Source organism: Clostridium autoethanogenum DSM 10061 (assembly GCF_001484725.1).
GTDB classification, from domain to species: Bacteria; Bacillota; Clostridia; order Clostridiales; family Clostridiaceae; genus Clostridium_B; species Clostridium_B ljungdahlii.
On the sequence record NZ_CP012395.1, the window covers coordinates 2,332,967 to 2,357,246 of the forward strand.

The 24,280-nt window shown below is 32.7% G+C and carries 26 protein-coding genes, 3 tRNA genes, 1 rRNA gene, 1 other RNA gene and 2 other annotated features; of the genes, 22 read left to right on the forward strand and 9 right to left on the reverse strand.

What is annotated here, in order from left to right; all coding sequences use genetic code 11:
* Positions 1–50: 50 nt before the first annotated feature.
* On the reverse strand, positions 51–944 hold the full coding sequence (locus CLAU_RS10670; protein WP_013236776.1) for a phosphatidylserine decarboxylase: 894 nt from the start codon (positions 942–944) through the stop codon (positions 51–53).
* Positions 945–1,131: 187 nt separating this feature from the next.
* Between CLAU_RS10670 and CLAU_RS10675 the strand changes: the two genes are divergently transcribed.
* Positions 1,132–1,710, forward strand: a complete 579-nt coding sequence (locus CLAU_RS10675) for a TetR/AcrR family transcriptional regulator (protein WP_013236777.1) — start codon at positions 1,132–1,134, stop codon at positions 1,708–1,710.
* A gap of 8 nt (positions 1,711–1,718) precedes the next feature.
* Here CLAU_RS10675 and CLAU_RS10680 read toward each other — a convergent pair whose 3' ends face one another.
* Both CLAU_RS10680 and CLAU_RS10685 read right to left on the reverse strand, forming a co-directional pair.
* Positions 1,719–3,320, reverse strand: a complete 1,602-nt coding sequence (locus CLAU_RS10680) for an ABC1 kinase family protein (RefSeq protein ID WP_023162513.1) — start codon at positions 3,318–3,320, stop codon at positions 1,719–1,721.
* 34 nt (positions 3,321–3,354) lie between these two features.
* On the reverse strand, positions 3,355–3,657 hold the full coding sequence (locus CLAU_RS10685) for a phasin family protein (RefSeq protein ID WP_013236779.1): 303 nt from the start codon (positions 3,655–3,657) through the stop codon (positions 3,355–3,357).
* 122 nt (positions 3,658–3,779) lie between these two features.
* Between CLAU_RS10685 and CLAU_RS10690 the strand changes: the two genes are divergently transcribed.
* The 3 genes from CLAU_RS10690 (at position 3,780) to CLAU_RS10700 (ending at position 4,540) form a co-directional block, all read left to right on the forward strand.
* A tRNA-Arg gene (locus tag CLAU_RS10690) sits at positions 3,780–3,856 on the forward strand.
* A gap of 150 nt (positions 3,857–4,006) precedes the next feature.
* The gene (locus tag CLAU_RS10695; protein ID WP_013236780.1) at positions 4,007–4,444 is read left to right on the forward strand and encodes a nucleoside deaminase; all 438 of its coding nucleotides are present in this window, start codon (positions 4,007–4,009) and stop codon (positions 4,442–4,444) included.
* A gap of 3 nt (positions 4,445–4,447) precedes the next feature.
* Positions 4,448–4,540 (forward strand) — tRNA-Ser (locus CLAU_RS10700).
* A 102-nt stretch (positions 4,541–4,642) separates the two neighbouring features.
* On the opposite strand, the gene CLAU_RS10705 is transcribed toward CLAU_RS10700, so the two are convergent.
* The 6 genes from CLAU_RS10705 to CLAU_RS10730 all read right to left on the reverse strand — a co-directional run bounded on the left by CLAU_RS10705 (position 4,643) and on the right by CLAU_RS10730 (position 9,018).
* On the reverse strand, positions 4,643–5,386 hold the full coding sequence (locus CLAU_RS10705) for an ABC transporter permease (RefSeq protein ID WP_013236781.1): 744 nt from the start codon (positions 5,384–5,386) through the stop codon (positions 4,643–4,645).
* A gap of 10 nt (positions 5,387–5,396) precedes the next feature.
* The gene (locus CLAU_RS10710; RefSeq protein ID WP_013236782.1) at positions 5,397–6,137 is read right to left on the reverse strand and encodes an ABC transporter permease; all 741 of its coding nucleotides are present in this window, start codon (positions 6,135–6,137) and stop codon (positions 5,397–5,399) included.
* Entirely contained in the window at positions 6,130–7,053 is a 924-nt protein-coding gene (locus CLAU_RS10715) for an ABC transporter ATP-binding protein (RefSeq protein WP_013236783.1), read from the reverse strand. Before CLAU_RS10715 ends, CLAU_RS10710 begins: the two co-directional genes overlap by 8 nt.
* 157 nt (positions 7,054–7,210) lie before the next feature.
* On the reverse strand, positions 7,211–8,134 hold the full coding sequence (locus CLAU_RS10720; RefSeq protein WP_013236784.1) for a sensor histidine kinase: 924 nt from the start codon (positions 8,132–8,134) through the stop codon (positions 7,211–7,213).
* Between the two features lies 1 nt (position 8,135).
* Positions 8,136–8,837, reverse strand: coding sequence for a response regulator transcription factor (locus tag CLAU_RS10725; RefSeq protein WP_013236785.1), 702 nt, complete (start codon positions 8,835–8,837; stop codon positions 8,136–8,138).
* The gene (locus CLAU_RS10730) at positions 8,830–9,018 is read right to left on the reverse strand and encodes a helix-turn-helix domain-containing protein (protein WP_023162515.1); all 189 of its coding nucleotides are present in this window, start codon (positions 9,016–9,018) and stop codon (positions 8,830–8,832) included. Before CLAU_RS10730 ends, CLAU_RS10725 begins: the two co-directional genes overlap by 8 nt.
* 281 nt (positions 9,019–9,299) lie before the next feature.
* Here CLAU_RS10730 and CLAU_RS10735 point away from each other — a divergent pair.
* From CLAU_RS10735 to CLAU_RS10815, 18 genes are all read left to right on the forward strand, one after another.
* Positions 9,300–9,389, forward strand: a tRNA-Ser gene (locus CLAU_RS10735).
* A gap of 11 nt (positions 9,390–9,400) precedes the next feature.
* Positions 9,401–9,666: signal recognition particle sRNA large type (gene ffs, locus CLAU_RS20080), an RNA gene on the forward strand.
* A 94-nt stretch (positions 9,667–9,760) separates the two neighbouring features.
* Complete coding sequence (dnaX, locus tag CLAU_RS10740; RefSeq protein ID WP_013236787.1) at positions 9,761–11,422, forward strand: DNA polymerase III subunit gamma/tau; 1,662 nt, start codon at positions 9,761–9,763, stop codon at positions 11,420–11,422.
* A gap of 81 nt (positions 11,423–11,503) precedes the next feature.
* Positions 11,504–11,848, forward strand: a complete 345-nt coding sequence (locus tag CLAU_RS10745; RefSeq protein ID WP_013236788.1) for a YbaB/EbfC family nucleoid-associated protein — start codon at positions 11,504–11,506, stop codon at positions 11,846–11,848.
* Between the two features lie 48 nt (positions 11,849–11,896).
* Positions 11,897–12,493 carry a recombination mediator RecR gene (gene recR / locus CLAU_RS10750; RefSeq protein ID WP_013236789.1) on the forward strand — a complete coding sequence of 199 codons (597 nt, stop codon included), beginning with the start codon at positions 11,897–11,899 and terminating at the stop codon, positions 12,491–12,493.
* A 104-nt stretch (positions 12,494–12,597) separates the two neighbouring features.
* Entirely contained in the window at positions 12,598–12,885 is a 288-nt protein-coding gene (locus CLAU_RS10755) for a DUF2508 family protein (RefSeq protein ID WP_013236790.1), read from the forward strand.
* A 127-nt stretch (positions 12,886–13,012) separates the two neighbouring features.
* Positions 13,013–13,285, forward strand: a complete 273-nt coding sequence (locus CLAU_RS10760; RefSeq protein WP_013236791.1) for a pro-sigmaK processing inhibitor BofA family protein — start codon at positions 13,013–13,015, stop codon at positions 13,283–13,285.
* 87 nt (positions 13,286–13,372) lie between these two features.
* Positions 13,373–14,065, forward strand: coding sequence for a DNA/RNA nuclease SfsA (gene sfsA, locus CLAU_RS10765; protein ID WP_023162517.1), 693 nt, complete (start codon positions 13,373–13,375; stop codon positions 14,063–14,065).
* A gap of 133 nt (positions 14,066–14,198) precedes the next feature.
* Positions 14,199–14,750: an NAD(+) diphosphatase gene (locus tag CLAU_RS10770; protein WP_013236793.1), complete on the forward strand. Its 552-nt coding sequence runs from the start codon at positions 14,199–14,201 to the stop codon at positions 14,748–14,750.
* An 18-nt stretch (positions 14,751–14,768) separates the two neighbouring features.
* Positions 14,769–15,452 carry a beta/alpha barrel domain-containing protein gene (locus CLAU_RS10775; protein WP_013236794.1) on the forward strand — a complete coding sequence of 228 codons (684 nt, stop codon included), beginning with the start codon at positions 14,769–14,771 and terminating at the stop codon, positions 15,450–15,452.
* A gap of 75 nt (positions 15,453–15,527) precedes the next feature.
* Positions 15,528–16,310, forward strand: a complete 783-nt coding sequence (locus tag CLAU_RS10780; protein WP_023162518.1) for an EFR1 family ferrodoxin — start codon at positions 15,528–15,530, stop codon at positions 16,308–16,310.
* Between the two features lie 119 nt (positions 16,311–16,429).
* Positions 16,430–16,615, forward strand: a complete 186-nt coding sequence (locus tag CLAU_RS10785; RefSeq protein ID WP_013236796.1) for a hypothetical protein — start codon at positions 16,430–16,432, stop codon at positions 16,613–16,615.
* 26 nt (positions 16,616–16,641) lie between these two features.
* Positions 16,642–16,830, forward strand: a complete 189-nt coding sequence (locus tag CLAU_RS10790; protein ID WP_013236797.1) for a hypothetical protein — start codon at positions 16,642–16,644, stop codon at positions 16,828–16,830.
* 100 nt (positions 16,831–16,930) lie between these two features.
* Positions 16,931–17,127 (forward strand) — a binding site (T-box leader).
* A gap of 78 nt (positions 17,128–17,205) precedes the next feature.
* Positions 17,206–17,401, forward strand: a binding site (T-box leader).
* A 111-nt stretch (positions 17,402–17,512) separates the two neighbouring features.
* Positions 17,513–18,583, forward strand: a complete 1,071-nt coding sequence (locus CLAU_RS10795) for a pyridoxal-phosphate-dependent aminotransferase family protein (RefSeq protein WP_013236798.1) — start codon at positions 17,513–17,515, stop codon at positions 18,581–18,583.
* A 20-nt stretch (positions 18,584–18,603) separates the two neighbouring features.
* Complete coding sequence (locus CLAU_RS10800) at positions 18,604–19,530, forward strand: D-2-hydroxyacid dehydrogenase (protein WP_023162519.1); 927 nt, start codon at positions 18,604–18,606, stop codon at positions 19,528–19,530.
* Positions 19,531–19,541: 11 nt separating this feature from the next.
* Positions 19,542–20,792, forward strand: coding sequence for a DUF1015 domain-containing protein (locus CLAU_RS10805; RefSeq protein WP_029170131.1), 1,251 nt, complete (start codon positions 19,542–19,544; stop codon positions 20,790–20,792).
* A gap of 318 nt (positions 20,793–21,110) precedes the next feature.
* Positions 21,111–22,055, forward strand: a complete 945-nt coding sequence (locus tag CLAU_RS10810; RefSeq protein ID WP_013236801.1) for a GNAT family N-acetyltransferase — start codon at positions 21,111–21,113, stop codon at positions 22,053–22,055.
* 439 nt (positions 22,056–22,494) lie between these two features.
* Positions 22,495–24,004: ribosomal RNA gene (locus CLAU_RS10815) — 16S ribosomal RNA — on the forward strand.
* Positions 24,005–24,280: the final 276 nt, after the last annotated feature.

The following is a 24,280-nucleotide window of genomic DNA, read 5'->3' on the forward strand; positions in this document are numbered from 1 at the left end:
TATAAAATTAGGAAGTATTGTAAATTAAAGGCCTACAAATAAAATAATCCTTAGTAAGTAAATTTGGTTCCTATAGTCTCTCCCATAAGTATTTTGGTTTCATACCCTAGATTTGATTGTTTTAGTAAATCTTTATCTATGGTTACTTTGTTCTGCTCAAAAAATAATATAACTGTAGAGCCACCGAACTTAAAATAACCTTTTTCATCACCTTTTTTAATAGTTTCTTTAGGCAAATAGGTTTGAATTATAGAACCTACACAGGTAGCACCTACTTCTACATAGAGTACATCACCGAAGTTATCTGAATGAAATATGCTCCATTCTCTTTTGTTTTTACAAAAAAGATTAGCAATACTTTTTAAGGCAATTGGATTTACAGAATAGTAATTACCTTTAATTTTATGTGTAGATTCACATATACCGGAATCTATAAAATGAAATCTATGGTAATCTGTAGGGCAAAGTCTTAATATTAAACAGGTACCATTTTTAAATTTTGCAGCTATTTTGGGATCATCTATTAAATCAAAAAGACTATATGTATATCCTTTAATCTGAACGATTTTGTTTAAATCTATATTTTCATATACTATTAATCTTCCATCTCCGGGAGATATTAATATATTTTTGTTGCTATCAATAGGTCTTGCAGTATCTTTGAGAGATCTTGAAAAAAAGTCATTAAAACATCTAAAATTCTTATAGTTTTCTCTAAATTCATTTATATCTATATTAAAATCTTTTATAAATTGACTAATTTTCTTTTTGCTGTATTTACTATTGCAAAAGTTCCCATATAATTTGGAAAAAACTTTTTTCTTAATTATGAGTTCTAATAATTTCATTCCACAAGGGGAAGAATAAGTCCAATTTAAATAAGTGCCTCCTGCTACTTTTTCTATTTCATATTTTTTACTTTTTCTATTAAAATATTTAATCATTTTTTCCTACCTTAAAACATTTTATTTACAGCTTATTTTAACACTATAATGTTAATATAGAAATAATTTTTGTAAAAATAATGTATTAAAAACTATTGAGTTATTTTAACAACAAAAGTATAATGTAAATGAATATAATTGTACTGACCAGTCAGCCGTTATATAATAAAAATCTGGAGTGGTATTAATGAGTAATACTAAAAGAACCATTTTTGAATCTGCTATAAAAGTCTTTTCCAAGAATGGATACAGTGGTGCTACTATGGATGCTATAGCAGCAGATGCAGGAGTAGCAAAGGGAACATTATACTATCATTTTAAAAGTAAAGAAGAGATATTTAAATATATTATAGAAGAGGGTATGAATGTAATAAGAAAAAGTATAGAAGAGGAATCTCAAAATGAAACGAACCCTTTAAACAGAATAAAAATTGTATGTAAAGTTCAGTGGGGATTAGTTTATGAAAATAGAGATTTCTTTAAGGTAGTTATGAGCCAACTTTGGGGCCAAGAAGTAAGACAATTGGAATTAAGGGAATATATAAGAAAATACATAGTATATATACAATCTTACTTAGATGATGCTATGGAGAAGGGTTATATAAAAACATGTAATTCTTTATTTTTAGCATATGATTTATTTGGGACAATTTGTTCTGTTGCTATTTATGAATTGATAAATGAAAAAAACAAAGATTTAAATGAAATGATAGATAATCTTATGTACAGAATTTTAAATGGAATAAAAGGAGAGATCCTAAGTTGAATCTCTCTTTAAAGTTTTCCAGATTTAATTATTGAAATTATTAGAGTAATGCCGATTACTATAAAAAATAAAAAGTTTATAACATGCAGTAAAGGTACAGCATGTATTTTTGGACCTGTATTTGAATTTAAAATTAAGGAAGAACTTATAATCATAGAACATAATATAAGTGAGATAGAAAGTCTATTTACCATTTTATTTAATTGATTTAATGAATCATCTATTTTATTAAATTTTAGTTGAATTTTAGCTCTTCCATTTAATATGCTGTCTATTAATTCTACAGTTTTCATAGGAAGTTTGAAAAAATTTTTTGTGAAGTTACCAGAATCTATAAGTATATTTTCTAGATCAAAATTTTTCAAAAAATAAAATTCATTATTGTTTTTCACAAAGGGTATTGCTATATCTAAAATTTCTATGTCAGGAGCTATTTCAGCTACTAAGCCTTCTACTATAATTAAGCTTTTTACTAATAATATTAAATCCCTAGGTAAAGTGATATTATTGTTTTTTGCACATTTAAAGATTTCTGTTATAAGTACGGAAATTTTTATGTTTTTGAGAGAAGTGAACAGATAATTTGACAGAAACAATTCTACATCTTCATACAATTTATTTCTATCAGTTAATTCCTTTTTTATACCTATGGACATAATTACAGATACAAGCTTATCTGTGTCTTTATAGGCAATGGACATAATTGCATCGTTTAAAAGTAATTTTAATCTAGGAGAAATGGAACCCATTATTCCAAAATCAATAAAACATATTTTGTTGTCTTGTATCAATAAATTACCTGGATGAGGATCTGCATGAAAGAACCCATCTGTGAAAACTTGTTTAAAAAAACATAAGGCTAATTTTTTGCCTAAGTCCTGTAAGGAGTACTCCTCTTTTTTTAGTCTTTCTATATTATTTATTTTAAATCCATAGATTTTTTCCATGGTAAGTACTTTGCTTCCACATAAATCTTTTATTATATAGGGAACATAACAAAATTTTACGTTTTTGTTTAGTTCTTTAAATCTTATCATATTGTCTACTTCAAGGTTGAAATCTAGCTCTTTTCTAGTGGAAGATAGCAGTTCTTTTAAAGCTTCTTCTGGATCTATTAGTGCATCTTTAAATTTGTTTTTAGTAAGTTTCATGATTTTATACAATATGGATATATCTGTTTCCATTTTTTGTTTTATATCAGGTCTCTGCACTTTTACAATGACTTTTTTCCCATTTTTTAAAGTTGCATTATGTACTTGTGCAATTGATCCAGAGGCTATAGGATTTCTTTCAAAATATAAAAAGCATTCATTTATATTTTTATTAAATTCATTGAAAAATACTATATCTATATCTTCATACTTCTCTGGAAGTACATCATCTTGGAGCTTTGAAAGTTCTTTAATGTAGGATGAAGGCAATATGTCTGGCCTTGAACTAAGTATTTGGCCTATTTTTATAAAGGTAGGTCCAAGTTCCTCGAAAGCTTTTCTTAGGTTTTCAGGAGATTTATTCTTATTGGAGGTTTTAGTTTCTCTTAAGAATTTAAAACCATACTTAGCTAGTACCTTCATTATTTCCTTAAATCTTTGTGAATATATTTTTCTCATAAGTTATCTCAAATAACTAAAGCCTAAAATGGCTTTAGTCATTATTGTTTATTTTATTTTCAAGTTTAGTTAACCTATCATTTATTGATGCGATATCTTCTTTGGAAGCAAAGTTCATGTTACTTAATATAGATATAACTTCATTTTTGGTTAATGGCTTTATTTGATCTTTTTTTGCTAAAGCATTTTTCTTTAATTCTTCGGATAATTGTTTTCCCTCATCTACTGTTATTTTCCCTTTCTCCACCATTTCGGAAATTAGATTTACTGCTTTTTCATAGGTATATGCAGCTGAACCTACCCCAGCTAAGAATAAACTCTTTAATTCATTAATCATATTTTTCCTCCCTTATAATTAGGTTATAATCACTAATATATTTAAATTTTCAATTATTAACTAAAAAAAATTGACAATTATTATAAACTATAATAAAATAGTTAAGTAGCGATTATATATATGCGCTCGTAGCTCAGTAGGATAGAGCAGCGGTTTCCTAAACCGCGTGCCGGAGGTTCGACTCCTCTCGGGCGCACCATAAGTCTTGTAAATATTATATTTGCAGGACGTTTATTTTATGAGGATTTTCATTGTTTTTTATAGTATATCCTTATTTTATATTTATATTTTATTTATTCAATTTATATGTGTCATAATGCAATAAATACTTAGATTTTTGGGGCATTTTATGAAAGACTTTATGTTGGAAGCCATAAGGCAGGCAAAAAAAGGGTTGAAATTAGGTGAAGTTCCAGTAGGAGCTGTTATAGTAAAAGATAATGAAATAATATCAAGTTGTCATAATTTAAAAGAGACAGTTGGAATTGTTACTGCCCATGCAGAAATGCTTGCAATTCAAAATGCATCAGAGATACTTAGTAATTGGAGATTAACTGGATGCAGTATGTATGTTACTTTAGAGCCGTGTCCTATGTGTGCAGGAGCTATATTACAGTGCAGAATAAACAAACTGTATATAGGCACTTTCGATCCTACTATGGGGGCTTGTGGTTCTGTGGTTAACATATTACAAAATAGGCGGTTAAATCGTTGGGTAGATATTCAGTGGATGTATAATGAACAGTGTAGTGAAATGTTAGAAAAATTTTTTAAAAGTAGAAGGTAATATGGAGAGATGTCCGAGAGGTCGAAGGTGATTGACTCGAAATCAATTGTGCAGCGTAAAACTGCACCGGGGGTTCGAATCCCCCTCTCTCCGCCACCAACAAACCCGCGTAAATCAAGGACTTATGCGGGTTTCCTTATGCCTTTTTATGGTGCACGTGTTTTTGTAGTATTCACCTTCGTCCGGCAATTTCAAAAGTTATTTCATTTTTGCCGTTGTTTTATTCAAATCAACAAGTATTAATGTTGCAAGCCCTCCGCAAAGCAGTAGGCTAATGCAACTAAGTACTATTTGCCATGTCGATGTGTCATAGTAGCCAGAAATGGCAAATACAGCCGTAATAGGATACAGAGCTTTTAGGGTATTTGACATACTCGTAAATAGTCCGGCAAAAGAATAAATTTCAGCAAATAACAGTGCAAGCCAATATCCTTTTTTCATACGCGATACAAAAGCAATAATGGGTGAGATAGCAAGGAATATACCTAAGCCGTCCAGAAAATATGCTTTCAGAAAATTTAGAACCATTCCTATTGATAAATCAGAAAAATGTAAGATGGCCTCAACCGAAAATGTTATAGCAAAGAGCAGCAAATAAAGGAATATGCTGAACGCAAAAGTAACAATCATTTTTGCAGCGGTTAAGTTCGCTTCATTTACGGGAATAAGCCGCAGAGATTTTATAGTGTCATCCTGTTCTTCACGACAAATCATATAACTGCCAAAAAGGGCAATGACAGCTGGAAGAACAAAAATTGTTGCCAGTGGTTGAGCTACATCCATATACCAGCCTGCATTATATATATCAGGCTGAGAGGCACTAAACAAATCCTGACCTCCTAAAAAGACCATCACCGCTACCATAATTGTTGAAAAAACTGTAATCCAAACTATCTTTGAACGGCGAAGTTTTTGACATTCCCCCCAAAGTAATTTTTTCATGCTTCACACCTCACCTTCTTCTTCCCAATGCAATATTTGCAAATAATACTGCAACAATATCCCAAACGCAAATACAAAGAAATGCTAAAGGAATGTTGATTGCTTGTGTAAATGCAACGCCCGGAATATCTTTATTTCGCATGATGATAACATCCATGCTGCATAACGGGTGTAAATACATATTTACCGTCATTAAGATAACACTGGAAAAGGCATACACCAATGTGATACAAACAGGAAGAATATATCCTTTTTGTGCTGCAGCGATTGCTAAAATTGGCAGCATTACAAACGCAGTAAGAACACCAATCTCCAAGCATTTTTTGAATAAATATAAAACGCTTTCCCATTCAAATGCGACATATCCGGGAAGTACACTGAACAGCACAGAAGCAACAGCTGTAATCAGCATGAAACAGATGGAGTAAATTAAAACCACAAAAAATTTGCTGAAAAAGTATCCCATTTTGCTGACAGGCACAATCCAAAGTTGTTTGAGCATATCATACTGATTTTCGTCGTACATAAGTATGGTGCAAAGCACTCCCAAAACAACAGGCAAGATAATAAAAACCGTATAACTGAATGCTGACCATTTATAGAACTGTATTGCTTCATCAAAACCTGTTTTCCATGCATATTTAAATAATAAGAATGCTAGAAATGGCATTATGAGAGCTGACAACATCATAATCCACACAAATTTTCTACGTCGTAGTTTAAGAAATTCTATTTGAATAAGTTTAAGCAATGCCATCTCCTCCTGTAATTTTTCTGAAATAGTCCTCTAAAGTATCATTACAAAGTTGAGAACTGATAACGGTTATATTCTGCATCACAAGGGCTTTATTGATTTCACCCATATCCAGAGCGGTGGCATAAAGCCGTAAAGTATGGTCGTCTTGAACAGAATAATCTTTCAGGTGAAATTGACGCTCTAAAATCAGTGACGCTTTCGGAATGTCTGAAACTTGCAGCAGGATATATCTGCCGTTTTTCCGTTTCAGCTCCTCCATGCTGCTTTCTTCAAGCAGAGCGCCGTGATCGATAATACCAATATCATCCGCCAGCAATGAGATTTCTGAAAGAATATGACTCGAAATAAGAACAGTCTTTCCGCGCTCAACGCTCAAATTCTTAATGAAATCTCGTACTTCTGCAATGCCGATGGGATCAAGGCCATTGGTCGGTTCGTCTAAAATCAGCAGTTCCGGGTCATGCAGGATCGCATTGGCGATGCCAAGGCGTTGCTTCATGCCGAGAGAATATTTGCCGAACAGCTTTTTATCCTTATAGGGAAGACCGACAACTTCCAAAGCGTTTTTAACAGCATTAGGGGCGGCTGTACCGCGCAGCTTTGCAAAAATCTCTAAGTTTTCCGTTCCTGTCAAATTTGGATAAAACCCTGGGGTTTCGATAATAGCGCCGATACGGGGATATATTCGTTTTTCACGGCCTTTGATATTCTGTCCGAATACATCTACCTCACCAGAAGTGATTGGAGTCAACCCTAAAATCATTTTCATAATAGTGGTTTTTCCAGCTCCGTTGCGCCCCAACAGACCGTAAATCTGGCCTTTTTTTACATGAAGATTGACTGTGCTAACTGCTGTCTGCTCTCCATAAATTTTTGTCAGTTGTTTCGTTTCAATGACAAAATCATTCATATAAAAATTCCTCACTTTCAATAACTTGTTTTCGCAATGTGATAACCGATATAATGTCAGAAGCAATCACAATTAAAAGTATAAAACATTAACCTTGCCAAAACCTTGCCAAAACCTTGCTTTTATCTTGTTTTAGAAGTAAGAAAGCCCTGTGCTGTCACAGGGTTTTTGGCAATAAAATGGTGAATGTAGTTCCAGAGCCGAGAATGCTGGACGCTGTAATCGTCCCTTTGTGAGCGCTGACAAGCTCTTTGGCAATAGAGAGCCCAAGCCCGTTTCCTTTAGCAGCCCGTGAATGGTCGCATTGGTACATTCTTTCAAAAATAAGAGAGAGATTATCAGAAGATATACCTTTCCCGTTGTCTGTTATTACAATTTTAGCCTGTTGTTCATTCTCAAAAATACGCAGCGCCATATTATCACCCTCACTGTGGGTGATAATATTTTGTAATAGATTATTGAGAATACGGGTATACGCAGTTGCGTCTATGCGCATGGAATACTCTGTTTCAGGTATATCAAATTCATATTCAAAATGGCTGTTTTCTAAAATAGGAATCCAATCAGCTATAATATTACGGGATAACTCATTCAAATCACAAATCTCAAAATGAAAAATTTGTTCCCCGGAATCTAATTTAACCCATTCAAACAGATTTTCTACAAAATGTTTTAGGTGCTGGGCTTTATTAGACGCAACATGGATATATTCGTCCTTTTCTTCTCCTACAACAATTTTACTTTCGATTGCTTCCAAATAACCAACCAATGAAGCAAGTGGTGTTTTCACATCATGGGAAAGACTTGCCATTATCCGTTTGTATGCCTGCTCTGATTGCTTTTGCTGAATAAGCCGTGATTGGCTGCTTAGTGCAATTTCGTTAATACCATAACAAATTTGCCTTGTCATATCGCTCTCCGTTGCTAAAACACGTCGATTAAGGTTTCCATTTTTTATATCTTCTAAAGCGTCTTTTATAAGTGTAAGCTGTGTTCGAACTCGCCATAAGGTAGAAACAAGGTATGCTATAATAAGCAGGGTAAAAACCAACGCAAAAAGGAGATAAACAATTATATTCATGTCAAGCCTCCTTATTAAAACGATAGCCTACACCCCGGACGGTCAAAATGTAAAATAGATGCTCTGGGTCTGGCTCAATCTTTTTTCGCAATTTACTGATAAAAGACATAATGTTATTATCATCGTAAGCATATTCTTCTTCCCATACCTGCATATAAATCTGTTTTTTGGTAAACACCCGTCCCTTATTGGAAGCCAGAAATGAAAGTAAATCAAATTCTTTGCTTGTAAGCTCAACTGGAATGTCATTAACAGAAACCATGCGATTTGCTTTATCAATTACCATGCCCTTTAACATTATATAATCAGTGTCAGTTATAAAAGTCGGGTTTAAGGTAGTGTAGCGGCGAATAAGGGAATTTACACGAGCCATTAGTTCGTTAATACTGAACGGTTTTGTTAGGTAGTCGTCAGCACCTAGCCGCAGCCCGGAAACCTTATCATCCTCATCACTTTTAGCAGTGAGCATAAGCACCGGCATATTACTTGTTTCCCTAATTTTTTTGAGAACTTGAAAACCGTCTATATCCGGCATCATTACGTCCAAAATTACAAGGGAGCAGCTATTTTTATTTTCGTCAGCTAGACGTAGTCCCTCTACACCGCCATGTGCAATAATAGCAGATAAATTTTCTTGTTCTACACACTTTTTCATAAGAACGCAAAGCTCTTTGTCATCATCTATAATCAAAACATTATTCATGTTGGAACTCCTTTCCCCTCTGTGTTCTGCCGTCAATTGGCTTTTCTGCGTCTTTTGGTATCAGCCACATATAGCCAAGTTTTGAAACGCCTAGTATGCGGTTTTCCTCACAAAGTTTTTGTACTCGCCGCTCTGAAGTGTCCCATTTTTTAGCCGCCTCTGGGGTAGAAATATAATCCATAATCATCCGTCCTTTCTGGTTCATAATAATATTATATACGGACAGCCGAATGATACCAATATGCAGATAGGATAAATATGATTTATTCTTGTCAATTAAATGATATGTATAATATCATACTTTTTCAATTTGCCCTCAATTAAGCTATAGGTAGATATTTACATATAAAATTTTTTATAAAAAGTGTTGAAATATTATTATATTCATAGTATAATACTGATTGTTGTGGTGGTTTCTAAACCACAAAACTTAATATAAATTTATTTCATGAGTAAACCTGTGGAGAGATGTCCGAGTGGTTGAAGGAGCACGCCTGGAAAGCGTGTGTAGGGGCAACTCTACCGGGGGTTCGAATCCCCCTCTCTCCGCCATTTTAACTTTGTCGTGCTAGATGGGGAGTTAGCGGTGCCCTGTAACCTGCAATCCGCTATAGCAGGGTTGAATTCCTAGCTTAGGCTGTAAAATGTGAGGTCTGGCCCATAAAAGTGGCGTTGAGAACTGGATCCCACGCAACGGAAACTCATGAACCCCGTCAGGTCCGGAAGGAAGCAGCGGTAAGTGAATATTTTCGTGTGCCGTGGATAAACCTGGTTTGAGTTAACTGTATGGGTAACGCTTATAGTTTACTAGACGAAGCAAGGTGCACGACTTTAATAATGACTGAAAATTAAAAGATACCATAAGGTATCTTTTTTGTTATACGATTAAAGATAGGTTATAATATATGAAGGAAGGTGATAATATGCCTTATACTGCATTATATAGAGAATGGAGACCTAAAACTTTTTCAGATGTGGTAGGTCAAGATCATATAACGGTTACATTGAAAAATCAAATATTAAACCATAGAATAGCCCATGCATACTTATTTTCTGGAACAAGGGGTACTGGAAAGACTTCTACGGCTAAGATACTGGCAAAAGCGGTAAATTGTTTGAACCTTCAAGATGGAGAACCTTGTAATGAATGTGAAATGTGCAAAAAAATAAATGCAGGTATTTCAATAGATGTAATTGAAATGGATGCTGCTTCTAAAAGAAGATTGGAAGACATTAAAGATGTAATAGAAAATGTAAAATATCCTCCTCAGGAGGGTAAATACAAAGTTTATATAATGGACGAAGTTCATATGCTTACTCAAGAAGCAGTAAACGCATTTTTAAAGACTTTAGAAGAACCACCTCTAAACGTAATATTTATTCTTGCTACTACTGATCCTCAGAAATTACCTGTTACTATACTTTCCAGATGTCAAAAGTTTGATTTCAGAAGGATAAAAAGTTCAGAGATATTTAATAGATTAAGATGCATAGTTAGTGAACAGGGAATTTTTGCAGATGACAGAAGCCTGAATTTAATAGCCAGAATATGCGATGGAGCCATGAGGGATGCACTTAGTATATTGGATCAGGCAATATCTATGGGAAATGGTAAAGTTGAATACGACGATGTAGTTAACATGTTAGGTCTAGTTACTAATGAGAATTTATTAAGACTTACAGATAGCATAATAGAAAAGAACGTAGAGTCTTCGATGAGAGTAATTGATGATATAGTTCTAAGTGGAAAAGATATATTTAATTTTATTAAGGACTTGATAATTCATCTAAGAAATCTTTTAATGGTAAAGGTGTCTAACAATCCAGAAGATGTACTTGATATGTCAGAAGAAAATATAAATCTTTTAAAAGATCAAGCGCAGAAAATACGAGTAGAAGAAATAATGAGAGATATAAGAATACTTCAAGATGCTCAGGAACAATCTAAATGGACTAAACAAAGCAGAATTTATTTAGAACTTTCAGCTATAAAGATGTGTAAAATAGAATATGATACGTCAAAGGAAGTAATACTTGCAAGATTAAATAGATTGGAAGAAGCCTTTAGGCAAGGAAAAATTAAAGTATCAAATGAAAAGATTGATGCTAAGGTGGAAAAAGAGACTGTACCTAAAAAAATAGTAGATACCTATAGAGAAAGTAACACTGAAGAACATAAGACAAAAAATAATTCATCAAATGACGAAGTACAGACAGCAAATAAAGAAAATATATATTCAAAGATAACATTAGATATAGTTAAAAAAAGCTGGAAAGATATACTTGAATCACTTAAAAGTAAGCATCAAATGGTTTTATTTGCAGCACTTACTACAGGAAGAGTAGTTAAATGTGAAAAAGGTATAATAACTATAGAGTATGGTAAAGAATATGCTTTCCATAAACAGAGGCTGGAAAAGAATGAAAATAGAAAAATAGTTGAACAGGTTTTTTCAGAAGTGTTGAAGGAAAAAGTTATAATTAGATATATTATAGAAGACGAAGTGGAGGATGTATCTGTATCCAAGGAGAAATTATTAAAGGATACCTTTGGGGAGGATATAGTAGAAATATTTGATGAATAAATGTAAAATAACCTTAGATAAAATTTGATAAAAATATGGTATAATTAAATATAAATTAGTTAATTGAGGAGGAAATATACTATGGCAAGAGGCGGAATACCTAATTTTGGTGGCGGCGGAAATATGAATAATTTAATGAAGCAAGCCCAGAAACTTCAAAAACAAATGGAGACTATGCAATCAGAACTTCAAAATAAAGAGTTTTCTGCTACTGCTGGCGGTGGAGCAGTTACTGTATCAGTAAATGGTAAAAAAGAAATAGTAGATATAAAAATTAAACCAGAAGTTGTAGATCCAGAAGATGTAGAAATGCTTCAGGATTTAATTTTAGCTGCATGTAATGAGGCACTTAAGAATGCAGAAAAAGAGACTGCTTCTGAAATGCAAAAAGTAACTGGTGGACTTAATATACCAGGAATGTTTTAAGATTATGGACCCCATCTTATTGATGGGGTTTTAAATTGAGGTGATACTATGGATTTTTATCCTGCAGCTATTGAAAAATTAATAGAAGAGTTTGCGAAGTTACCGGGAATAGGCTATAAAACAGCTCAAAGACTTACCCTTTATATATTGAATTTACCAGGTGATGAAGTAAAGGAGTTTGCAAAAGCTTTAGTTAATGCAAGAGGTACTATAAGATACTGCTCTGTTTGTGGAAATTTTACAGATTCAGATCCCTGTGCTATATGTTCAAATCCAAATAGAGATAAGAGCGTAATATGTGTAGTAGAACAGCCTAAGGATATAATGGCTATGGAAAGAATTAAAGAGTACAATGGTGTTTATCATGTGCTGCACGGCAATATATCACCTATGGCAGGAAGAGGGCCTAATGATATAAAGCTTAAGGAACTTATAACAAGAATTAATGGAAATGTGAAAGAAGTTATAGTTGCAACTAACCCAAATGTAGAAGGAGAAGCTACAGCTATGTATATATCTAAAATATTGAAACACCTTGGAGTGAAGGTAACTAGAATAGCCCATGGTATTCCTGTTGGTGGAAATTTAGAATATGCAGATGAAATCACTCTGTCAAAAGCACTAGAAGGTAGAGTAGAGATATAAAGTAAATTATAATGTGTTTAGATCAGGATTCTTTAATAATGTATATTGACGCTAATTTATGTCAATTATTAAAATAACATATAATTTAGGAGGATTCTGATTTTATGAACAAGTATAATATAATCAAATATTTGTTGGCAAAAAATTCTAAATACACAAAAAATCAAAAAAGATTATTAAATGATATAAATGAAGCTAGGGAAGAGTTGGAAAGATGTGCTATATACTTTGATACCGTGAAAGATCCGCACTTGGTTGATTATGCTATATATATGGAAGAGGCAGCAAAATCAAAATACATGTATTTATTAAACGAAGTAAAGAAAAATGGAATAGATTTGAATTACAATAGTATGTTCCCTAATTTAAAGGAAAATAAAAAATCATCTTAAATAAAAATTTTTAGCTTATTCCTTTTATTAATATTTTTTAATTGTTAGAATATAAATTAGATAGTATTTATATTAAGTTTTTTATTTAAATGTTTTGCTATAAGAAAAATGAGGAGGAATAAGCAATATGTTAACAAGCGATATGTTTCAGTATATAGGATATTTTTTAATTGCCATATTAGGACTTTATGTGTTAGTAAAAGTATTTTCGTGGCCTTTAAAAATTTTATTTAAACTTATTATAAATGCTGTACTTGGTGTAGTACTGCTAGTTATAGTGAATTTAATAGGAAAATACTTTTCATTTAGTATAGGTATTAATGCAATTACAGCACTTATTGCAGGATTTTTTGGAATACCAGGAGTGATATTTCTTATAATATTTAAACTATTTCTCTAAAATTCTTATTAATAAACCACTTTTTATTTTTTAAAAGGGTGGTTTTATTTTGATTAACTTAAATTTGGTTTTATTGGAGATGGTGTATTGATATTTAACAAACAAATAGTAAAGGCTAGGTTTATTAGCAGACCTAATAGATTTCAAGCCTATGTAAATATAGATGGTGTGCAATTGATGATTCATGTACCTAATACAGGAAGGTGCAGGGAAATTCTCATACCTGGAGCTACAGTAATTTTAAGAGAGGAAAATAACCCAAATAGAAAGACAAAATACGATTTAATAGCTGCCTACAAGGGAACAAGATTAATAAATATAGATTCTCAAATTCCAAATAGAATTGTAGATGAAGCGTTAAAAATGAATAAAATAAGTTATTTTAGAGATTGTAAAAACGTAGAGCGGGAAAAAACTTTCGGAAACAGCAGGTTTGATTTTAAGTTATTGGATAAAGATAATAAGGAATATTATCTTGAAGTAAAAGGAGTTACTTTTGAAGAAAATGGAGTTGCCAGGTTTCCGGACGCACCTACAGAAAGAGGAAGAAAACATTTATTGGAATTAGTGCAAGTGAAAAAATCTAATATGGGGGCTGCAGTTTTATTTTTAATTCAAATGGAAGGCATTAAGTGTTTCAAACCTTACGATGAAATTGATAAGAAGTTTGGAGAGTATCTTAGATATGCTGATAAAGAAGGGGTAAAAATTCTTGCTTATGATTGTTTTTTAGGCGAAAATTTTATAATATTAAAGGATGAAATAAAAGTATGCTTATAAATAAAAAAATATTATTTTAATATATATTTTATAATGTACCCCCTAATTTTATAGTATAATTAATATATAAATTTTGGAAAATTTTATTTATTCAGGTTAAGGAGGTGTAGCTGCTTTATGAAGCAGTGTGTATATGAAATTTAAATATTGTCCTATGTGTGGAAAAGAATTGGAAGAAAAATACAGTTGGGATGAAGGTGGAGTACCTTATTGCCCTAAAGATGATATAATGTATTTTGATACTCCAAGACCTTGTGTAATAGTGGCTGTAATAAAGGAAAATAAAATATTGTTATTAAAACAAAGTTATATATTTAAAGATTCTAAAGTTTTATTGTCTGGATATGTTACAAATGGAGAAACAGTAGAAGAAACTGTGCATAGAGAAGTATTTGAAGAAGCGGGACTTAAGGTAAAGGATTTGAAGTATTTAGGAAGCGAATATGTAAAAAATAACAGTAAAGAAATAATAATGCTTACTTTCATGGCGAAGTATGATGGTGGAAATATAAAAAAATCTGCAGAAGTGGAATGGGTAAATTGGGGATATATAGAAGATGCATTATGTGAAATGAAAGAAGATGAAATTGGAAAGAGAATAGTTAGGAAGGTTTTAAAGGAATTAGGTTATACTGAAGAAAAAGCCTATAGATGCGATAATAACAATTGTCAAACAGATAGTTAAATACAAGGAGGGGAAAACATGGCTAAATATATACCGCAAGTAGATGGAATTGAAAGAAAGCATATGATTAGAGTACCTGAAGTTATTAGAGAAGCAAGTGGAATAAGAATATTTGGAAAAAGGCTAAAGTCTTTTTTATTCACTACAGATGTAGCTATTATAAAAAATACTGATGCAGATGCAGTTATTGCTGTATATCCATTTACACCACAGCCGCTTATAACACATGCAATTATTTTATCCGCAGATATACCTGTTTTTTGTGGTGTTGGAAGCGGAATTTCAACAGCCAAAAGAATTTTAAATTTAGCATTAGATGCAGAATTTAAAGGTGCCATGGGAGTTGTTGTAAATAGTCCTACGTCTAATGAAGTTATAAAGCAAATGAGAGATAGCATAGATATACCAATAATAGTAACTATAGTATCTGAATATGAGGATGTACAAAAGAGAATAGAAGCGGGGGCTACTATAATAAATGTGTCTGGAGCTGAGGAAACTGCTAAAATAGTTAAAAAAGTTAGAAGTCAGTATCCTAATTTCCCAATAATAGCTACAGGAGGACCCACAGAGGAAAATATGAGAGAAACTATACGTGCAGGAGCTAATGCTGTAGCTTTTACACCTCCTACTTCGGCTGAAATTTTAAGACAAATTATGATTGAACATAGGAAAAAATGTAAAAATAGAAGACCAGAATAAATATTTACAGTATATTATAGGGAGAGGAGCAACTACTTTTATTTTGATTATTTAAAAATAAAAGATTAAATTAGTATGAAAGGTATTTTATATTATTTTAGTGGTACGGGAAATACTAAGTGGGTGGCTGATAGATTTAAGGAAAAATTTCAGCTTTATAACGTAGATATAGACTTAGCGTATATTCAATCTCTAGAAGAAAGAAAAACAAAAAAATATGATTTTATAATCATTGGTTTTCCTGTACATTGGAAGTTACCACCCAAAATTGTAACAAATTTTTTAAATAGACTGAATAATACAAAAGAGAATGTAAGGGTTATAGTATATTCTACACAAGGTGCTTCATCATCTTCAGCTTCTTGTTTTGTTGCAGGATGTTTAAAAAAGAAAGGATATGTACCATCTATACAGATTAGCATAAAAATGCCTAATAATTTTTACTTCTTTATAGGTAAAAAATATAATGAAAGTGAAATAGAAAATTTGCTTATTTCTGTTGATAAAAAGATTACGAATATAGTGGAAAACTTTATAAAAGGGAGGATTGTAAAAGAATCTAATTCTTTAATAAGACTTCAATTTAGTAAAGTACTGCACAGCGTGTTTAAAGGTAGGGTTCCTAAATTATCTAGAAATATATCATCAACTAAAGATTGTATTAAATGTGGGTTATGCCTTAGAAATTGTCCTCAAGGTAATATAACATTTGAAAATGGACATGCAGTTTTTCATAGTAAATGTATTTTATGTTTAAGATGCATACATATATGCCCAATAAATGCAGTAAGATACAGAGGTAAGAAAATAGATCAAACTCAAAAAAATATTATACAGGTATTAGATCTGAATAAATAAATTTTTGATCCTGAATTACACAAATAGCTTCTAACAATTCTAATGTTGGAGGCTATTTTAGAATTAAATTTTTTAGCTTGGGAATAATAAAAATACAATATTTTTCAGGAGTGAGTTTTATGATTTCAGCCCAAGATAAAAGAATTGTTGCAGAAAATTGTAAAGAATATGAATCTAAAAATAGTATTCTGGGATTACAGGTAAGCTATATCTCAGGAAGTTGCAGTAATTGTGTGAATTTTGTAAATAACAAATGCAGTAAAGATTTGCTTTACAAAATTGAACAAGTGATAAGTATGAATTAAATTTAACAGTGAAAGGGGCAGCTAAAATGGGAAGTATAGGTCAAATGGTAGGTGTTGCTAATTCTTGTCCGGGATATGAAAGAAAAGATATTTCATTTAATTCCGGCATAGGAAATTCTGACACTAAAAGCTGTACTAATTGCAGAAACTTGCAAAATGGCATATGTATTAAAGATCTTTATGACAAAGTCTTAACTAGTTTAGACCAAACATAGTTATTAAAAATTATTTTTTAAATTTTAAAAATATGTATTGACATATAAAAATATAAACTATATAATAGTACCAATGAAAGACAAACGTTAGCAAATTTGATATTATTCTATGAAGAGAATAGTAACATAAGTTAGGTGATAGAGAGTCAGTGGAAGGTGTAAACTGATACCAATGCTTTTGTGAATCCACCTTGGAGAATTATTATGATGAATAATACGGAAAAACCGTTATTTTAATGAGAGAGTTATATTATATATAACTAATAAGGGTGGCAACGCGAACCAATCGTCCCTATGTGGGATTTGATTGGTTCTTTTTTATTTATAGTAAATTCTCATATGCTAAATATTTTGCTAATAGTATTTCAAATTTAATATTATTCTATGAAGAGAATAGTAGCGTAAGTTAGGTAGTAGAGAGTCAGTGGAAGGTGTAAACTGATACCGATGCTTTTGTGAATCCACCTTGGAGAATTATTATGATGAATAATACGGAAAAACCGTTATTTTAATGAGAGGGTTATATTATTATAACCAACAAGGGTGGCAACGCGAGGCAATCGTCCCTAAAGGGATCTGGTTGGCTTTTATTTTTTACAACACGCGCTTTATCAGTGTAGAACTTTAAACTGTTAAATAACATTAGATTATTAATTAAATAAATTTATTTGGAGGTAAAAACATGCATAAGAAATTATTTATTCCTGGACCAGTAGAAGTTAGAGAAGATGTATTAGAGAAGATGGCTACACCTATGATAGGACATAGAAGCAAAGAAGCTTCCAAGCTTCAAAGAGACATTAGTGACAAGATGAGAAAAGTATTTCATACAAAGGAAGAAATTTTACTTTCAACATCATCTGGAACAGGACTGTTGGAAGGTGCTATAAGATGTAGTACAGCTAAGAGGGCAGCAGTTTTTTCAATAGGAGCTTTCGGAAAAAGATGGCATCAAATTGCAGAATGTAATAACGTACCAGCAGATTTATACGAAGTAGAATGGGGTAAGGCAGCAGATGTTAATGAAATAGACAAAGTTTTAGCTACAGGAAAATATGATTCACTTTGTATAACTCATAATGAAACTTCTACAGGAGTTATGAATCCAATAGAAGAAATAGCAGAAGTAGTAAAAAAATATCCAGATATAGTATGGTGTGTAGATACAGTTAGCTCCATGGGAGGTACTAAAATAGAAGTGGATAAGCTTGGCATTGATATATGTTTGACATCGAGCCAGAAAGCTTTAGGACTTCCTCCAGGAATGGCTATATGCTCTTTTTCAAAAAAAGCAGTAGAAAGAGCAAAAAATGTAAAATTTAGAGGATATTATTTGGATTTACTTTCAATATATAATTATATACAAAAGAAAGATTATCAATATCCATCTACTCCATCCCTTTCACATATGTTTGCAATGGATTATCAATTGGATAGAATCTTAGAAGAGGGGCTTGAAAATAGATATAATAGACATTTGGAAATGGCTAAATATGTGAGAGAATGGGCTAAAAAGTATTTTGAATTATTTGCAGATGAAAGATATCTTTCAAATACTCTTACTAATATAAAGAATACTAGGGATATAGATGTAGCAGAACTTAATAAAAAGTTGGGTGAAAGAGGATTCCAGATATCAAATGGATACGGAAAATTAAAGGGGAAAGCATTTAGAATAGCTCATATGGCTGATTGTACTCTTGATGATATAAAAGAACTTTTGGAAAATATTAATGAAATATTAGGATTATAAGTTTTAAGGGGGCTAGGGAAATGATAAAAGTATTAGTTAGTGATGGAATGGAAAAAGAAGCTTTAAATAAATTAATAGAAGATGGCTATGAAGTTGTAGACAAACATTTTGAAGAAGATGAATTAAAGGAAAAAATAAAAGAATTTGATGTAATAGTAGTTAGATCTGCTACTAAAATAAGAAAACCACTTATAGATGAGGCTAAAAAAGGTAATTTAAGACTTATAATAAGAGGTGGGGTTGGAGTAGATAATATAGATGTAAAGTATGCTACTCAAAACGGAATAACAGTTAGAAATACTCCAAATGCTAGTACTGTGTCAGTAGCAGAGCTTACTATGGGCCACATATTTTCAGTATCAAGATATATTAATATAGCCAATGTAACTATGAGAGATGGAAAATGGGAGAAAAAGAAATATAAAGGCGTAGAATTGTATGGAAAAACATTGGGGCTTATAGGATTTGGAAGAATTGCAAAAGAGGTTGCAAAGAGAGCAGCTGCTATGGGAATGAGGATAATATATACAGACATTCTTGGTATGGCAAAGGGATATAATAATTATGAATTCTGTGAACTCAACGATTTGTTAAAGAAGGCAGATTATATATCGGTTCATATACCTTTCAATAAAGAGCAGGGAGCTGTAATAGGAGAAAAAGAATTCAACATTATGAAAGATGGAGTTTTTGTAATAAACTGTGCAAGAGGCGGAGTTATAGATGAAAAAGTTCTAGCAAAGGCATTAAATACAGGAAAGGTAGCAGGAGCTGCCCTAGATGTATTTGAAAATGAGCCTAAACCATGTGAAGAACTCCTAAATAATGATAGAGTATCAGTAACACCTCATATAGGTGGTTCAACAGTTGAGGCTCAAAAGAGAATTGGAATGGAAATTGTAGATATAGTTGAAAAATGTTTAGATAAAAATTTGGTTAATGCATAAGGAGGACTAAAATGGCAACTTTAAAAGCCTTCAAAGCCATAAGACCAAGGGAAGATGTAGCTTGTAAAATAGCTGCACTTCCCTATGATGTTATGAATAGTGAAGAGGCAAGAGAAATGGCAAAAGATAATGCATATTCTTTTTTGCATATAGATAAAGCTGAAATTGATTTAGATACAAATATAGATCCTTATGATAAAAAAGTATATGAAAAGGCAAATGAAAATTTGCAAAACATGATAAATAATAATTTACTTATAAAAGATAATAAGAAAAATCTCTATATATATAGACTGATTAGAAATGGAAAGGCACAGACAGGTATAGTAGGATGTACTTCCATAGATGATTATATTGATAATAAAATAAAAAAGCATGAATTTACAAGAAAAGACAAGGAACAGGATAGAATAAACCATGTTGATACTTGTGATGCAAATACAGGACCAATTTTTTTGACATATAGATATAATGAAAAAATTAATGATATAGTAGATAAGTGGACTAATGAAAAAAAACCGGTTTATGATTTTGTAGCTGAGGACGGCGTTACAAATACTATATGGGTTATAGATGATGACAAGGTAATAGATACTATTTGTCAGTTGTTTAATAATATAGACAGTCTTTATATAGCAGATGGTCATCACAGGACAGCTTCTGCAGTTAAAGTTGGTATTAAAAGAAGAAAGGAAAATCCAGATTACAAGGGAGATGAAGAATTTAATTTCTTCCTGTCTGTACTTTTCCCGGATTCAGAGTTAAGTATCATGGATTATAACAGAGTTGTAAAAGATTTAAATGGCCTTACCCGTGATGAATATATGAATAAGATTTCAGAAAAGTTTAATGTGAAAGAATATGAAAGTAAAGATCCTTATAGACCGTCTAAGAAACATACTTATGGTATGTATTTAGGTGGAAAGTGGTATGAGATTGAAGCAAAAGAGGGTACTTATGATCCTTGTGATGTTGTTGAAAAACTAGATGCTTCTGTCCTTCAAAATAACTTATTGAATCCAATTCTTGGAATAGATGATCCACGTACAAATCCTAGAATTGATTTTGTAGGAGGAATAAGGGGACTTAATGAATTGGAAAAAAGGGTAGACAAGGAGAGAGAAGGAGTTGCTTTTTCCATGTATCCAACTACATTAGATGACTTAATGGGAATAGCTGACGCGGGAAAAGTAATGCCTCCTAAATCCACCTGGTTTGAACCTAAACTTAGAAGTGGTTTATTCATTCATGAATTAAAGTAAATATTATAGGAGTTCTAAGTAGAAAATTTACTTATACTAACAAAATTCAATTAGAATCACTATAGACCAGTTAACTTTATAATATTAGGATAATATTAAATAAAGCTTCAGCCTGTTAGGTTGAAGTTTTTATTTAATGGAAAGATTATTATAACTAGTATTAAGGAAGAAAAAGCATTTTTACTGATAAAATAATAGCCATTTTTTATGTTATAATTAATTAAGAAAGTTTAATTTTAAATTAGTATATGCAAAAATATAAGAATTAATTTTTAAATTGGAATTTCTATAGTATTGATTTAATTGGGAGAGATAGAAATGCTTAAAGAACAACTTGTAACCATTAGTTTAGTTAGTGGGAGTAATAGTGAATATATAATAAGGGATAACTGTGGCATAACTTTAGGACGGGTGTTCATAATTGAAATTTCCTCTAAAAATAAATGCTGTATAATTAGAATAAAATTTTATAAGTGGGGGGAATCTAGTTACAGGTTGCTTAAAAATTCACTTAGTATATTTATAGAAATACTTTTTAAAAATGCTAATTTAAATAAAATAAATATATTAGCAGATGAAGATATAAATATAGCTGCATTTACAGATCTAGGATTTGAACTCGAAGGTATAATAGCAAATAGTATTAAGTCTGATTCTGGATATAAGAATGAAATATTATTTGGGTTAGAACTAGATAAATTTAAAAACATAAGCATTAATAGGGGATTACATATAAAAGGTAGTAAGATAAACCTTTCAGTACTAACGCCAGAAAATGCAGAAAGTGTACTAAATTATTATATAAAGAATAAAGATTATCTGAGTAAATTTGAGCCTGACCGTGAAAAAAATTTTTATACTTTAGATATTCAAAAGAGAATTTTAATTGAAAGTTACAGGGAATTTTTGAGCGGAAAAAGTGTGAATCTTGGAATATATAAGGATAAAACGTTTATAGGAAAGATACAGATATCTAATATAGTTATGGGAGTGTTTAAAAGCGCATTTGTAGGATATTCTATAGATAAAGATGAGCAGGGGAAGGGATATATGAAAGAGGCATTAAAATTAACTCTTGAGTATGCCTTTAATGAAATGGACCTTCATAGAATAGAAGCTTCTACATTAGTAGATAATATAAGATCTCAGAAAGTTCTTTTAAGTTGTGGGTTTAAGGAAATTGGATTGAATGAAAAGTACATATTTATAAATGGGAAGTGGCAGGATCATTTAACTTTTAATAAGATTAATCCAAGAGAATAATAATAAAAAGAGTAAGGTTTGGTCTTTAAAAGCAGGGGGTTGTAAGTATAAATTACATAAACATATCCATGTGTATCTTTATATAAAAAATGTAGAAATAAATAGAATATAGAAGTATTAGTGATATAAACTTAAAATTTTTAAATTATTATGTATTATAGAACTTTAACCTGTGGTATAATAATCTTCGTTGTCTTGAGAAAAAAGATTTCAGCGAATATGTTTTATATATTTTATAAGAAATAAAAAAACATGTTGACAGATTAAAACTCAGATGATATACTATAAAAGCTGTCGAAGTAAGACGGTAAAATGATCCTTGAAAATTAAACAGAGGAAGATATAAGTACAACTTATTTAGAATAAACCAGCAATTCTTTTGAGCTGTGAGAGCAGCTAAAAAAGTAATTTCGTAATAAAAAGAGTCAATACAAACTTTTAAATTAAGAGTTTGATCCTGGCTCAGGACGAACGCTGGCGGCGTGCTTAACACATGCAAGTCGAGCGATGAAGCTCCTTCGGGAGTGGATTAGCGGCGGACGGGTGAGTAACACGTGGGTAACCTACCTCAAAGAGGGGGATAGCCTCCCGAAAGGGAGATTAATACCGCATAATAATCAGTTTTCACATGGAGACTGATTTAAAGGAGTAATCCGCTTTGAGATGGACCCGCGGCGCATTAGCTAGTTGGTAGGGTAACGGCCTACCAAGGCGACGATGCGTAGCCGACCTGAGAGGGTGATCGGCCACATTGGAACTGAGAGACGGTCCAGACTCCTACGGGAGGCAGCAGTGGGGAATATTGCACAATGGGCGAAAGCCTGATGCAGCAACGCCGCGTGAGTGAAGAAGGTTTTCGGATTGTAAAGCTCTGTCTTTGGGGACGATAATGACGGTACCCAAGGAGGAAGCCACGGCTAACTACGTGCCAGCAGCCGCGGTAATACGTAGGTGGCGAGCGTTGTCCGGAATTACTGGGCGTAAAGAGTGCGTAGGCGGATATTTAAGTGAGATGTGAAATACCCGGGCTTAACCCGGGCACTGCATTTCAAACTGGATATCTAGAGTGCGGGAGAGGAGAATGGAATTCCTAGTGTAGCGGTGAAATGCGTAGAGATTAGGAAGAACACCAGTGGCGAAGGCGATTCTCTGGACCGTAACTGACGCTGAGGCACGAAAGCGTGGGTAGCAAACAGGATTAGATACCCTGGTAGTCCACGCCGTAAACGATGAGTACTAGGTGTAGGAGGTATCGACCCCTTCTGTGCCGCAGTAAACACAATAAGTACTCCGCCTGGGAAGTACGATCGCAAGATTAAAACTCAAAGGAATTGACGGGGGCCCGCACAAGCAGCGGAGCATGTGGTTTAATTCGAAGCAACGCGAAGAACCTTACCTGGACTTGACATACCCTGAATATCTTAGAGATAAGAGAAGCCCTTCGGGGCAGGGATACAGGTGGTGCATGGTTGTCGTCAGCTCGTGTCGTGAGATGTTAGGTTAAGTCCTGCAACGAGCGCAACCCCTGTTGTTAGTTGCTAACATTTAGTTGAGCACTCTAGCAAGACTGCCGCGGTTAACGCGGAGGAAGGTGGGGATGACGTCAAATCATCATGCCCCTTATGTCCAGGGCAACACACGTGCTACAATGGGCAGTACAGAGAGAAGCAAGACCGCAAGGTGGAGCAAACCTCAAAAACTGCCCCCAGTTCGGATTGCAGGCTGAAACTCGCCTACATGAAGTTGGAGTTGCTAGTAATCGCGAATCAGAATGTCGCGGTGAATACGTTCCCGGGCCTTGTACACACCGCCCGTCACACCATGAGAGCTGGCAACACCCGAAGTCCGTAGTCTAACTTAGGAGGACGCGGCCGAAGGTGGGGTTAGTAATTGGGGTGAAGTCGTAACAAGGTAGCCGTAGGAGAACCTGCGGCTGGATCACCTCCTTTCTAGGGAGTCGAAAGATAGAGTATAATCTATCTTATAAATTGATGGTTTAAGTAAGTTAGAAAGTCTACTCTGTTTAATTTTGAAGGATCAGATAGATTCTTCTTTCAGTTTACAAGCAATTAGGAATGTAAATTGAAAAATTGTCCTTTGAAAATTGCACAGTAAATAAGAAATAAAGTAAAGCTAAGGTTATAATATAACCTTTGTAGAATAAACTTTAATATCATTTTAAAGATTTAAGATGATACAAAGAAAATTGCTAATAGCAATTTTCG